This is a genomic window from Methanobrevibacter smithii ATCC 35061 (assembly GCF_000016525.1).
In the GTDB taxonomy this organism is placed as follows: Archaea; Methanobacteriota; Methanobacteria; order Methanobacteriales; family Methanobacteriaceae; genus Methanocatella; species Methanocatella smithii.
On record NC_009515.1, the window covers coordinates 212,788 to 225,960 of the forward strand.

The following is a 13,173-nucleotide window of genomic DNA, read 5'->3' on the forward strand; positions in this document are numbered from 1 at the left end:
TATTTTTTTAAAAAAAAAAGTATAAAGACAAATAAAAAAATTATTCATCTTTTAAAGATTGGGCTAATTTTTTACCTAAATCATAACATTGATCTAAAACATCATCATCAGGTATGAAAATAGTGTCAAATTGATCAACAATATCAAAACCAGCTGCTTCCAAATCAGCACTCATTTTTTTATTAGCTCCTCCACCCCATCCTTTAGAACCGAATACTACTGCTTTTTTGGTGTATCCCGTTGCTTTAAAGTTAAGAGCATCCAAATAATAAATAATGTCTCCAACACTTGGATATGCCTTGTTCATAATGGTAGGTGCACCTAAACAGATTGCTTTACTGTCTAAAACATCAGTTACAACATCACTTCTGTCATCTTCATGCAGGAAGTACATTTTAACTTCAAATCCTTCAGACATAATACCTTCTGCAATGGATGCTGCCATTTTTTGGGTTGAATGATGCATAGTGTCATAAATTAAAGTTACCTTATCCTTACATACACCGTTAGCCCATTCATTATATTTGTTAATAATTAATGAAGGATCTTTAAAGATTTGACCGTGAGAAGGTGCAATCATCTTAACTTTACTGACTAAATCCAGATCAGCTAATTCTTTCATCTTATTATTATACATTAAAGAAGAGTTAACAACCAGATTAGCATAGAACTTTTGTGCATTATTTAATAGGATTGTTTCTTCTACCTCATCACTAAACCTTTCACTAAAACAGATATGTTGACCAAATGCATCATTAGAGAATAATATTCCGTCTTCAACTAATAATGTAAACATGCTGTCCGGCCAGTGAAGCATTGGTGCATTTACAAATGCTAAAGTTTTTCCACCTAAATCTAAACTGTCTCCAGTTCCTACAACATTAAAATCATAGTCTTTTAAAGATGGTAAATGATTTTTTAATCCGTTTACAGCCATCTGTGAACAATAAACTTCAACATCCGGGAATTTTTTAACAAATTCAGGAAGGGAACCGCTGTGATCGTTTTCAATATGGTTTTGAATAATTACATCTATTTTAAATTCTCTTCCTTCTTGCTGGAATGCATCTTTTACTCTACCCCATAACTGTGCAGAGGTTCCAGGATATACGTTATCAATTAAAGCTACTTTATCTTCACCAAATACCAAATAACAATTGTATGTAGTTCCATCTAAACTGTAACCGTGATAATCTCTTAAATCCCAATCCAATACACCGACCCAATATACTCCATCAGTAATTTTAGTAGCATCTGCTTTCATAAAAAAATCACCTAAATATAAATTTATCAAGATATATTCTGTTCGTAATTATATTAATAATTAATGGGACATTAACAAAACATCCAGAATGCACAAATAAATATATATCTAATAATACTATTTACCTTGATTAAATTAAAATGGCAAATAATAAATAGTAACATAATAACATATATTATATATATTGAAATAATAGGTGATTTACAATGTGTTCTACAGGAGGTCCAATGGCGGACATTGATTTGAAAAAATTAAAAACAAAAAGATACAGATGTTTAGATTGTGGAAACGATTTCAAAGGCCTTGGCAGAAAAGTAATTTGTCCATCCTGTCAAAGCGACAATGTTGAATGTAAAGAGTAAGCTTCAAACCTGTTTACTCTATTTTTATTTTTTAGGTGGTACTTTGATTATTGAGTTTAATAATGATGAAATCCTATTTCTGGAAGGTGAAACCGGGATGGTAGGAATCATAAAAGTAGCCTATGAAAATAAAATGTTATTTATAGCTACACAGAACAATGAAGAAATTGTCCAATTTTTAGAAAAAGATGACTTAATAGCTGTATCTAACTTTAAAAAAGACAAGCGAGCTATCCGCTCTCAGGCATATTTAACCCGTGAAGAAAATTCTCCACTTGTAATTCTAAACAAAGAACATCCCTCCACCAAACGACTGGAGACAGTTTTATCTGTAGGTGATAGAGTCTGTCTAAATTGTAATATCACTCCTGGAACACACCCCGAACAGGATGTTTTATGTTCCTGTGATTCACTATCCGGTTTAGAAATCAGCAAAACAGAAACCGGAATTAAATTAAACCAATACTTTGACAAATACACAATTGAAAAATTTTAGATTAAAATGAAACTTTTAGAATTTATTTACACATTACTTGGACAGGGAATAGTCTTTATAATCATACTAATTATTATATTATTTATAATAGCTATTACCCTTGGTAAAATCCTGCTTAAAAAGAACATAATCATATTTCCAAGGTTTATTCTTTTTGTTGTAGATGTATTTTACTCACCTTTCAAAACAATAGCTAGACTGCTGAAAATAGACGATGATATGATTGACAGAATCAGCATTGAAGTCAGGGATGATGTAAATAAGGAAAAATTCAAAAAAATACCTGCTGAAGAAACTTTAATCTTTTTACCTCACTGTTTAAGACACAGGGACTGTCAGGCTGCACTTCAAAAAGAAGGAGTAATCTGTACAGAATGCGGCAAATGTTCCATTGGCGTTATCAAGAAAAAGGCAGACAAACTGGGATACAGTTTATATATTGTTCCCGGATCAAGCTTTGTTAAAAAAATAGTTAAAGAAAACAACTTCAAAGCAGTTATTGGAGTGGCATGTCATGAAGACTTAAATCAGATGATGATGCTGCTTTCTGATTATTGTCCTCAGGGTGTTTTACTTTCCAAAACAGGATGTTTTGAAACAAAAGTAGATATTAAAAAAGTATTTGAAAAATTAAATTCCAAATACTAATCATCATAATATTTTATAAAGTCCAAAGATTCATCAGCCTGACTGAATTCATCAATAAAGTCATGCAAATCCTTTATAAATTCTTCTTTTCTTTTATCTGAATCTCTGATTTTAGAATAATCTTTTTTTATAGCCAATTCCATTATAATATCATCAGTTTCTAAAGTTAATTCTGGATAAAATATATTTTCATCCATATTATCCTCTTCCAAGTTCCTGATGAGCTCTAGCTAAATGACCTGCTGCAAGAGCACCAACTAAAGATAATTCTCCAGCCAAAACAGTAGCTGCAACAATTTCACCAAATTCACGAGCCTTATTGGAACCTGCAACACCAAGAATATCCAAACCCTCATGAGCAGTTTCTAAGCTTGTACCTCCACCAACAGTAGCTATCGGTACATCCGGAAGGTTTACTGAGAAATACAAATCTCCGTTTCTGTTTTCAGCTGTTGTAATACCTAAAGAACCTTCCACTGCATGAGCTGCATCCTGACCTGTTGCCAAAAAGATAGCTGCAACCATATTTGCATAATGAGCATTATATGCCATAGAACCTGCTGCTGCAGATCCTATTAAATTTTTAGCTATATTTACTTCTTCAATAGCTTCAGCAGTTGTTTTAAGTTTTTTATTTACTATTTCTTCAGGAATTAAAATATCTGCAACAATACTTTTTCCCCTTCCTTCAATCATGTTAATTGCCGCAGGCTTTTTATCAACACATACATTTCCGCTTAATGCAATGTGTCTTCCAGTTGTTTCATCAGCCAATTTATCTAAAATCTTTTCTGAAGCAATAGTAACCATGTTCATACCCATACTGTCTCCAGTAGAGTAAACAAAACGTGGATAAACATAAGTTCCAACAATTAGAATCGGATCAATTTTTAAAAGCTTACCATGAGATGTGGTGGATTCTGCAATTTCTTTAAGTTCTTGGAAATTATCAATAAACCATTGTTTAATTTTTAAAGCATCACTTGCTGAAGAGGTTTTAATTACCGGTGCTCTGGTCATAATATCTGAAATAACATGAGCATTTACTCCTCCAGATGATGTAATTGTTGATGCACCTCTGTTAATTGATGCTACAAGTGCTCCTTCAGATGTAGCTAACGGAACATAAACCTCTCTTTTACAGTAATCTCCGTTGATTTTTAACGGTCCGGCTACACCTACAGGAAGCTGGATTGTTCCAATTGGATTTTCAATGTTTCTTGCAGATGCCCTTTCCATGTCTAAAGAATAATTAGCCATATGCGGTAATTCACAGCCTGCTGTTTTTTCTATAAATTCCCTTCTAATATCTGTAGCCTCTTTTGGTGAAACATATTTGTCTACCTGGTATAATTTCATTTCACCATTTAACAATTTATCAATAATTTCTTTAGAATTCATTTAAATTGACTTCCTTACTAAATCTACAATTTCTGATGGCATTTTAGCTACACTTACACCGGCATCAGTTAATGCATTAATTTTACTTTCTGCAGTACCTGAACTTCCATGAATAATAGCTCCTGCATGCCCCATTCTTTTACCAGGTGGTGCGGTCCTACCTGCGATATATGAAACTACCGGTTTGGAGATATTGTCTTTAATAAATTCTGCTGCATTTTCTTCAGCATTACCTCCAATTTCACCAATTAAAACAATAGCTTCAGTGTCATCATCTTCTTCAAATTTTTTAAGAATATCAATATAATTTGTACCGATTACAGGGTCTCCACCTATACCTACACATGTACTTTGACCAATTCCTCCACGGGTAAGCTGGCTGGCTACTTCGTATGTTAAAGTTCCGCTTCTTGAAATTACTCCGACATTACCTTCTTCAAAAATATGAGTCGGCATAATTCCCAGTTTACCAACACCAGGAGTTATAATTCCAGGAGTGTTTGGACCTATAACTGTAGTGTCCATTTCACGAGCATAATTCATTATTTTTAAACTGTCATGAACAGGAATATGTTCTGAAATAATAACAACCAAATCCAAATGTCTTATAGATTCAAATGCCGCATCTTTTGCAAATTTTGCAGGTACAAAAATAATTGAAGAGTTAACGCCAGTTTCCTCTTTTGCTTCTTCAATTGAATTGAAAACAGGAACACCTAAAAAGTCTTGACCCCCTTTTCCAGGAGTTACACCTGCCAAAATATTTGTATTATATTCCAACATTTGTTCGGTGTGAAAAGATCCCTGTTTTCCGGTAATCCCCTGAACCAAACATTTTGTATCATTATCTAATAAAATCATAAAACAACCACCTTTTTAACGTAAAATTCTTGTTTTGTTTTCAAATGGAACTGCCAAATCAATTACATTTCCATTCATAAAAGCTGTAGCAGAAAATATAACACTTCCAGGCAATACATTACAGTTAGTGCCTCTTTTAACCAAATACACATTTTTATTTCCAAGTGCTGCTCCAATCATCGCACCTGCTATTACACCGACAGATTCTATATTTTCAACAGTAGCTACTACTACAGGATCATCAGTTTCCGGTGAAACATAACCTACACCAGGAATTTTTTTGGATTTAGGTTCTATCAAATCAGAAACATCAGTCATGTTTTTCATTCCTTTAGCTGCTTCAATAGCTGAATTGGCAGCATTTCCTACAAACGATTCCCCACCATATGTATCAAAACCTAAAACAATAGCATCAGGATATCTGTCTTGGCGAATGCTAGCTTCAGCATAAGATATACCTTCCCCTGCAGTATCCGGACTTTGAGATATTCCTGAAAGGTCACCTAAATTTTCAGCATTGTCCTTTAATATATTTACAATACCTTCATTAACACTTTCAAGTAAATCGTCCTCTACAAATGCACTAACAACTACATCATCACCAGTTACATTTGTCAGGGCAGCATCTCTAGCCCCTAAAGCTTTAAGTTTGTAAAGGTCGGACTCAATATTTTCTACTAATGTATTACTACAGGACACGTCATTCCTAGAAATGTCTGCACCTATAGCTGTAATTTTCAAAATAACACCTTTTATAATTGATTATAAAAATAAATAAAATAATTTTTATTTTATTGTTATATATTATGTCTTTTATTTAATATATAATTTAAGGAACGAAAGGGCTCTTTCAAAAACTTGTGTGATTTTTTTCTTTTTCATTGTTTAAATTCCAATAATTTAGTTTTAGCATGAATCTGGCTAGAAGTCCTTGTTCTATTTTCATTGTTCTTTTTATGTGTTTTGGGAATACTTTTTGGAAGATATTTTCGATTTTATTGTTTGTTGATGGGATGTTCGTGTTTTCCAGGTGTGTCGTTAATTTTTTGAAGTAAGGAATGATGAATTTCCAAAGAATTTTGTTTGTGAACTTGTTTTTTGTATATTTTTTGTTTATTAATTCGTTTCTAAGTTCTTTAGCAGTATTTAAGTCTTTTGCATCCAATATTTTATAAATGTCCTGTTTTAAACAATTTAATATGTCTTTTTCGTCTTCAGATAATGGATTTTTGTCAAAGTAATCTTTAAATCTTTTGTTTACTGCTTGTTTCACGTGAAATTTGCAGAAATGGTGTTTTACTTTTAATTTATCGATGGCTTCACGATATTCGTGTTTTAAGTCTGTGCCTATTGATATTTTTTTCTGATTTCTTAGAGATTCGTTTAAAAATTGATAAATGGTCTTAGAATCTTCTGATTCGACCAATTTAACGGAAACGAGAGTATTCAATTTAACGTCGAATAAGGCTAAAATATAGTTCCATTCACCATTAATTTTAACCCAAAGACTATAAAATAAGTAATATCCAGAATAAGTCCAATTATCATAGTTAAATTGATAATTAGAGTTCAATAAGATGTTTTCAATGCTTTGATGTGAGATTTCAATGTTATGTTGTTGTTTTAAATCAAATCGTATTTTATGGAGCCCTGCTCCATAAATTTGATATAAATTCTCAATACATTCAATAACAGGCAATGTAATATTTGAATTTGAATAAACAAGAGATAATAAATCAGTATAAAAGACTTTACCGCATTTTATGCACTTATATTTTTGAATAGTGCAAATTTGTTCTCCAATTCTTAAAAAAATAAGTTTACGTTCATAAGTACCATTTTTAACAGCATTATGTGATTTACAAGATGGACAAATTGCAACTCTATTCTCAAAATGTATTTTACCTCTTTTTTCCAATCTGATAAGATTATTCTCAATATTTTCGCAACCAAATCGAGAAAGATCATCAAATTGACGGAATTCAGAAAACTCAGGAACAAAATCGAAAAGTTTAAATTGTTTTGACTCCATAAATTCATATGGAGCTTTTATTTTGATACTAGACATATTAATATATTAGCTCCACTTAATATATTAATTTTACTGCTTTTAAATTAAAAATAAAGAAAAAATAGAACGAAAAAAATTCGTGACTCAAAAACTAGTGAAAATTCAAATCACACAAGTTTTTGAAAGTGACAACGAAAGTTATTTAAAAAAATTAATTAATAACATCACTCAAAAAATATAATTGATGTATTCACAAACTAAAATAGCAATACCAATTTTTCAAGCAAAAAAAGAAGATGTAATTAAAGTAGCTGAAGATTGTATTGAAAAAGGTGCTGATGTACTTGAATTTAGAATAGATGCACTGGACAATCCTAACTTTGATGATATTAAAGAAATCATTGAAGAGATTAACTTTCCAATAATAGCTACCAACAGAATTTCATCTGAAGGCGGTTCCTTTAAAGGATCAGAAGAAGAAAGAATTGATATTTTATTAAAATGTGCTCCTTTAGTTGATTATGTGGATATTGAACTTCAAAGTGATGACAGATATATAAAACAGATACATGATACTGGAGTAACTACCATTGTTTCATACCATGACTTTCATAAAACTCCTGAAATTAATGAAATCATGTATATTGTTGAAAAAGAACAAAAACTTGGAGATATCGCTAAAGTAGCTTTTATGCCTAATGATTTGGATGACACTTTAAAAATATTGGCTATTCTTTCACATTGCGAAAATACAATAGCTATTTCAATGAGTGATTTAGGCAGCTACACCAGAGTTATGGCTTCCAAATTTGATTCCCCAATTACTTTTGCTGCAGGACGAGATGTGACCGCCCCGGGGCAAATTGATATTGAAACCATGAAATCATTGCTTAATATGGATTTGAATCTTATGGAATAGGTGATTAGAATGGCTAAAAAATGTATTTTAGCTTTTATTTTAATAATTATCTTAGCTATTTTTTTAGGAATATTTTTAACAGAAGATAATGGGTCTGTTGATGTTTATATAGATGGAGAAAATGTAACTGCATCAACAAATCCAGGATTAAACACTGAAATTAATACCAAGGAACTGAATGATGAAATTTGCAATTATTCTCTTGAATCAATGAATATGCCCAATACCAATATAAATACCCTAAAATCAGGAATTCATGATATTTGTTTAAGTTATGGTCTTGATACATCCAATATTAATATCGATTCCACTTTAGGTGAAAACAGTATTCCTGTTATTTATCAGGTTGACGGAACTTCAATGCTTCCAACACTGCAGGACGGACAAAATGTTTTAGTCAATAAAACACAGGATGTTCATGTCGGAGATATTGTAGTTGCCAATTCTTCAGAATATGGAAACATTATAAAAAGAGTTGACGAAGTTAATAACAATCAGATTCACCTTGTAAGTGACAACAAAAATATAGAATACACTCAAATCAATGGAGTTATATATGAAACAAAGGGAATAAGTACATGGGTTGATTTCAGTGATATTTATGGCGTGGTTATAAAATATTAAAAAAAATAAGGATATAAAAAAAGAGATGTGCCTATACAGCACTGTCTCCTTCTTCACCTGTTCTAATCCTTATTACATTGTCAATTGGATAAATGAAGATTTTACCGTCACCAATGTTGCCTGTTTTTGCACCTTTTTGAATGGCTTTAACAATAGTATCTACACCTTCATCTTTTGTGACAATCTCAATACGTGTTTTTGGAATTAAGTCAATGCAGTAACTGGATCCCCTGTAAGATTCTTTGATACCTTTTTGACTGCCTCTTCCTTTAATTTCAGAAACATTCATTCCTTGACAGCCCACGGCTGTAAGTTCATTTTTAACGTCCTGATACTTTTCCTGTCTAATAATTGCAACAATACTTTTCATTTTTAAACCTTCTAGTTAAAATTGTATGCAGATTCTTCGTGAAGTTTTGTATCTAATCCTACAACTTCAGCTTCATCTTCTACTCTGATACCGCCCATAGCTTTGTCAAGTACTTTAGCTAATACATAGCTTATTACAAATGCATAAACAATAGTAGCTACTACACTTATTATTTGTATTACAACTTGATATGGGTTTCCATATAATAATCCTGCTGCTTCATTAATATATGGTGCTGCAAAGATACCAGTAGCGATTGCTCCCCATATACCAGACATACCGTGTATACCGAATACGTCTAATGCATCGTCGTAACCGAGTTTTGCTTTTAAGTAATAAATTGCAAAGTAAGATACTAAAGGAGCTACTGCACCAATTACTAATGCTCCAGGAACATCAACAAATCCTGCTGCAGGAGTAATAGCTACTAAACCAGCAATTCCTCCAGAGATTGCACCAAGAACAGTTGGTTTACCAACAACAATTGTATCTAATATAGTCCAGACAATTAAAGCTGCTGCAGCTGCAACATTTGAAACAATAATTGCATTTGCTGCAAGACCATTTGCACCTAAACCGGATCCTCCGTTGAATCCCATCCATCCGAACCATAGAAGTGCTGCACCTAATACTGCATATCCTAAGTTATGTGGTAATAATGAAATGTCTTTTCTTTTACCTAATACAAGTGCGATAGCTAATGCAGAAACCCCTGAGTTAATGTGTACAACAGTACCACCTGCGAAATCAAGTGCTCCCATATTCATTAACCATCCTCCACCCCATACCCAGTGAGCAATAGGGATATAGACAAGACAAGCCCAAATCGGGATAAAAATTACCCAAGCTTTTGTTTTCATTCTTCCAACAACACCACCAGAAATCAATGCTGCTGTTAGACCTGCAAATGCAAGTTGGAACATAACAAACAATAGTGTTGGAATAGTTCCGCTTAAATCATCAAGTCCGATTCCACTTAAGAAGAAATTAGAAGGGCTTCCTATAAATCCTCCCAGTAACGGAGTTCCAAAGGCAAATTGATAACCGAAAATAACCCAAATAACACTTACAATTGAAAATGCAATAAAGGTTAAAAACATAGTATTTAAAACATTTTTACGTTTACTTAAACCACCATAAAAGAATGCAACAGCCGGAATACTCATTAAAAGTACTAAAAGACTACAAACAAGAACCCAAGCTGTATCACCTGCGCTAAATATATCCATTATATCTTTTCTCTTTTTAAATAAATTAATAACAATAAATCAAAATTATTTTTTAAAATTTTTATGAATTTTGATTAAACGGAAGTCGGAAGTCGGAATCCTTCTTCCGATATATAGTAGTTGAACTTACAGCTATATAAACATTTCGGTGAAACGGATTTACAAAAAAATAGGTTATTATAAAAAAATTCAATAAAAAATATTAATAATATATAAATATATAAATAAATAACAGTTAATCTTTAAAATTAAATAAAAGAAAAATCTGAATTTGTAAATTCAAAAAGGAAAAATGTGTTATTATGAAAGGGCAAACAAAAGCAAAATTAATTGTGTTTTTTATTGTTGCAATTATTGCATTTGCTGCAAGTTCAATGGCTGCAAATATTATTCTGATAAAAAATCCGAATGACAATACCCTGCTGGCTATTGAAGATGATAATTTCACACCTCAAAAGGTGGATTATGTTCCTACATATATCCCGGAACCTAAAATTATTAATGATACTAATCTAACTAATAAAACCGACTGGATAAATAATGCAAATATTACAAACATTCTAAATAAAACAAAAGGAAATTTAAGTAATTTATGGAATGAATATTCACACTGGTGATTATAATGGGTGAAAAAAAGAAATTCATTAGGGATAGTGTCTATGGAGACATTAGCTTAAATAAATTTGAACAAAAAGTATTGGATATGCCTCAATTCCAACGTTTAAGAAGAATTAAACAATTAGGATTAATTAACTTAATTTATCCCGGTGCAAACCACACCCGTTTTGAGCATTCAATCGGAACAATGAATCTTGGATCCAAACTGGCTAACGAACTAGAATTAAGTGAAGATGAAATTGAACTTGTTAGAATCTCTGCTCTGCTTCATGATGTTGGACATGGTCCCTTTTCACATGTGTCTGAAGGAGTATTGTCATTTCCTCATGAAGAATTAACAAAATATGTTATTTCCAAAACATCAATGAGAGATTACCTTGAAGAAAAATTCGACATTAAGGAAATAAATAAAATAATTTCCGGAGAAGGGAAACTAGGTCCGATTGTATCCGGAGAATTGGATGTGGACAGAATGGATTATCTTTTAAGAGATTCCTATAATACCGGAGTTGCCTACGGAGTCATTGATTATGAAAGAATAATCTCCAATTTGAAGCTAACTAACAACTTAGTATTAGATATAAAAGGAGTTCAGGCTGCTGAAGGGGCTTTAGTATCCAGATATTTTATGTATCCCAGTGTATACCAGCACCATACAACACGTATTGCCAATTCAATGTTTAGAAGAGGTTTGAAAAAGTTAATAAACTCAAATGAAATAGACGAAAACGATATGTACAAATATGATGATATGGATATGGTCAGCATTTACAGAAATAGTGAAAATCCCTTTGTACGGGATATGATTACCCGTCTGGACAACAGGGACTTATTTAAACGGGTAAAAGTTATTCGGCTGGAGAACTTTAAAAATCCTGAAAAATTATACAAAACTTCACAGGAAACCCTAAGAAAAGCTGAAGAAGAAATAGCTTATGATTTTGATATGGATAAAGATTATTTAACTATCAATATAGCTGAATATCCCCGTTTTGATGAAATGAAAACACAGGTAAGCGTTGACGGGAAATTATACCCCTTAACTAAAATTTCAAATATCGTTGGAGCACTAAGTAAAGCAAGATTCAATATTCCTGACATTAGTGTTTATGTGCCAAAAGAAGACAAAGCCAAATTCGAGAAACTTAAACTAGAAAATTACCTGGATTTACCTGAAATAAATAAGGATAAATTCCATGGCATTCATTATGATCAAATCAAACTATTTTAGGAGAATAATATGATAGTAGTTGGAATTACCGGAGCTAGCGGAGTGATTTATGGAATCAGATTGCTTAAAGCTCTAAATGGATTAAATATTGAAAACAGCTTAATTATAAGTGATGCTGCTAAAACTGTAATAAATCATGAAGTAAAAGAACCTATTGAAGATATAATCACTCTGGCAGACAATTATTATGAATTTGACGATTTAACTGCATCCATCAACAGCGGATCATTTAAATTTGACGGACTGGCTATTGTACCATGTTCCATGAAAACATTATCATCAATAGCTAACGGATATGCCTCAAATACAATTACAAGAGTAGCTGATGTAAGCCTAAAAGAACACAGAAAAACAGTTATTGTTCCTCGTGAAACTCCCCTCAGAAGCATACATTTAGAAAATATGCTGAATTTATCAAAAGAGGGTGCTGTGATTTTACCTGCAATGCCCGGATTTTACTCTGACAGCGATACTGTTGATGACCAGATCAATTTTATTGTAGGTAAAATATTAGATTCACTGAATATTGAAAACAATATATATAAAAGGTGGGAATAAATGTTAAATGATATGGACTTTATTAAAACTTGTGATGTTCCTGGCCCTACCAAAGAAGCCATAAGAGCAATCATATTATATAAATCAGCTGTAACACCCAATGACGAAGTGGTGGATGTTGGCTGCGGAACCGGAGGAATTACATGTGAATTTGCCCAAAGAGCAAAAAAAGTAACTTCAATTGATACAAATCCTGATGCCATTAGCGTTACCAAACAAAACCTTGAAAAATTTAATTTGGGAGATAATGTAGAGTTAATAAATGATTCAGGAAGTAATGCTCTGAAAAATATTGACAATATGGACATAGCTGTTGTTGGAGGCAGCGGCAGAGAACTTGAAGATATTTTGGAAATTATAGATTCCAAATTAAATCCTAAAGGAAGAATAATTGTTACAGCCATTCTTGTTGACACTAAAATAGAAGCTATAAACAAATTAAAAAAGCTGAATTATAATCCTAAAATCATGGAAGTCAATATTTCAAATGGGAGAGTTCTTGACCGTGGGGTTATGATGATAAGCGAAAATCCAATAGCTATCATTAGTGCAAATAAAAGATAAAAAAATTTTGGAGATTA

At 32.1% G+C, this 13,173-nt stretch carries 17 protein-coding genes; 9 read left to right on the plus strand and 8 right to left on the minus strand.

Annotated elements, in window-relative coordinates:
- Nucleotides 1–40: 40 nt before the first annotated feature.
- Nucleotides 41–1,264, minus strand: a complete 1,224-nt coding sequence (locus MSM_RS01080) for an FprA family A-type flavoprotein (RefSeq protein ID WP_011953762.1) — start codon at nucleotides 1,262–1,264, stop codon at nucleotides 41–43.
- A gap of 206 nt (nucleotides 1,265–1,470) precedes the next feature.
- Between MSM_RS01080 and MSM_RS09190 the strand changes: the two genes are divergently transcribed.
- The 3 genes from MSM_RS09190 to MSM_RS01090 are packed head-to-tail and all read left to right on the plus strand — an operon-like array spanning nucleotide 1,471 to nucleotide 2,770.
- Nucleotides 1,471–1,626 (plus strand): hypothetical protein, encoded by a 156-nt coding sequence (locus tag MSM_RS09190; RefSeq protein ID WP_004034277.1) that lies wholly within the window; start codon nucleotides 1,471–1,473, stop codon nucleotides 1,624–1,626.
- A gap of 43 nt (nucleotides 1,627–1,669) precedes the next feature.
- Nucleotides 1,670–2,122 carry a hypothetical protein gene (locus MSM_RS01085; RefSeq protein ID WP_048058600.1) on the plus strand — a complete coding sequence of 151 codons (453 nt, stop codon included), beginning with the start codon at nucleotides 1,670–1,672 and terminating at the stop codon, nucleotides 2,120–2,122.
- Between the two features lie 6 nt (nucleotides 2,123–2,128).
- Nucleotides 2,129–2,770: a DUF116 domain-containing protein gene (locus MSM_RS01090; protein WP_011953764.1), complete on the plus strand. Its 642-nt coding sequence runs from the start codon at nucleotides 2,129–2,131 to the stop codon at nucleotides 2,768–2,770.
- Here the strand turns inward: MSM_RS01090 and MSM_RS01095 are convergent.
- The 5 genes from MSM_RS01095 to MSM_RS01115 all read right to left on the minus strand — a co-directional run bounded on the left by MSM_RS01095 (nucleotide 2,767) and on the right by MSM_RS01115 (nucleotide 7,100).
- Nucleotides 2,767–2,967: a hypothetical protein gene (locus tag MSM_RS01095; protein ID WP_011953765.1), complete on the minus strand. Its 201-nt coding sequence runs from the start codon at nucleotides 2,965–2,967 to the stop codon at nucleotides 2,767–2,769. The genes MSM_RS01090 and MSM_RS01095 overlap by 4 nt on opposite strands.
- A gap of 1 nt (nucleotide 2,968) precedes the next feature.
- Nucleotides 2,969–4,171 carry a hydroxymethylglutaryl-CoA reductase (NADPH) gene (hmgA, locus tag MSM_RS01100; RefSeq protein WP_011953766.1) on the minus strand — a complete coding sequence of 401 codons (1,203 nt, stop codon included), beginning with the start codon at nucleotides 4,169–4,171 and terminating at the stop codon, nucleotides 2,969–2,971.
- Nucleotides 4,172–5,032: a succinate--CoA ligase subunit alpha gene (gene sucD, locus MSM_RS01105; protein ID WP_004034866.1), complete on the minus strand. Its 861-nt coding sequence runs from the start codon at nucleotides 5,030–5,032 to the stop codon at nucleotides 4,172–4,174.
- A 15-nt stretch (nucleotides 5,033–5,047) separates the two neighbouring features.
- The gene (locus tag MSM_RS01110; protein WP_011953767.1) at nucleotides 5,048–5,773 is read right to left on the minus strand and encodes a hypothetical protein; all 726 of its coding nucleotides are present in this window, start codon (nucleotides 5,771–5,773) and stop codon (nucleotides 5,048–5,050) included.
- A 109-nt stretch (nucleotides 5,774–5,882) separates the two neighbouring features.
- A complete protein-coding gene (locus MSM_RS01115; protein ID WP_011953768.1) occupies nucleotides 5,883–7,100 on the minus strand; it encodes a DDE-type integrase/transposase/recombinase in 1,218 nt (405 codons plus the stop codon).
- 187 nt (nucleotides 7,101–7,287) lie between these two features.
- Between MSM_RS01115 and aroD the strand changes: the two genes are divergently transcribed.
- Nucleotides 7,288–7,962 (plus strand): type I 3-dehydroquinate dehydratase, encoded by a 675-nt coding sequence (gene aroD / locus MSM_RS01120; protein WP_004034290.1) that lies wholly within the window; start codon nucleotides 7,288–7,290, stop codon nucleotides 7,960–7,962.
- Between the two features lie 9 nt (nucleotides 7,963–7,971).
- Nucleotides 7,972–8,586, plus strand: a complete 615-nt coding sequence (locus MSM_RS01125; RefSeq protein WP_011953769.1) for a S24/S26 family peptidase — start codon at nucleotides 7,972–7,974, stop codon at nucleotides 8,584–8,586.
- Between the two features lie 31 nt (nucleotides 8,587–8,617).
- On the opposite strand, the gene MSM_RS01130 is transcribed toward MSM_RS01125, so the two are convergent.
- Nucleotides 8,618–8,956: a P-II family nitrogen regulator gene (locus MSM_RS01130; protein ID WP_011953770.1), complete on the minus strand. Its 339-nt coding sequence runs from the start codon at nucleotides 8,954–8,956 to the stop codon at nucleotides 8,618–8,620.
- Between the two features lie 11 nt (nucleotides 8,957–8,967).
- The gene (locus tag MSM_RS01135) at nucleotides 8,968–10,185 is read right to left on the minus strand and encodes an ammonium transporter (RefSeq protein WP_011953771.1); all 1,218 of its coding nucleotides are present in this window, start codon (nucleotides 10,183–10,185) and stop codon (nucleotides 8,968–8,970) included.
- A 302-nt stretch (nucleotides 10,186–10,487) separates the two neighbouring features.
- Between MSM_RS01135 and MSM_RS01140 the strand changes: the two genes are divergently transcribed.
- Genes MSM_RS01140 through cbiT form a run of 4 tightly spaced genes read left to right on the plus strand, consistent with a single transcriptional unit; the run spans nucleotide 10,488 to nucleotide 13,156 of the window.
- Nucleotides 10,488–10,802: a hypothetical protein gene (locus tag MSM_RS01140; RefSeq protein ID WP_011953772.1), complete on the plus strand. Its 315-nt coding sequence runs from the start codon at nucleotides 10,488–10,490 to the stop codon at nucleotides 10,800–10,802.
- A 5-nt stretch (nucleotides 10,803–10,807) separates the two neighbouring features.
- Nucleotides 10,808–12,034: an HD domain-containing protein gene (locus tag MSM_RS01145; protein ID WP_011953773.1), complete on the plus strand. Its 1,227-nt coding sequence runs from the start codon at nucleotides 10,808–10,810 to the stop codon at nucleotides 12,032–12,034.
- A gap of 9 nt (nucleotides 12,035–12,043) precedes the next feature.
- A complete protein-coding gene (locus MSM_RS01150; protein WP_011953774.1) occupies nucleotides 12,044–12,592 on the plus strand; it encodes a UbiX family flavin prenyltransferase in 549 nt (182 codons plus the stop codon).
- On the plus strand, nucleotides 12,593–13,156 hold the full coding sequence (gene cbiT / locus MSM_RS01155; protein WP_004034305.1) for a precorrin-6Y C5,15-methyltransferase (decarboxylating) subunit CbiT: 564 nt from the start codon (nucleotides 12,593–12,595) through the stop codon (nucleotides 13,154–13,156).
- The last annotated feature ends 17 nt before the right edge of the window (nucleotides 13,157–13,173 follow it).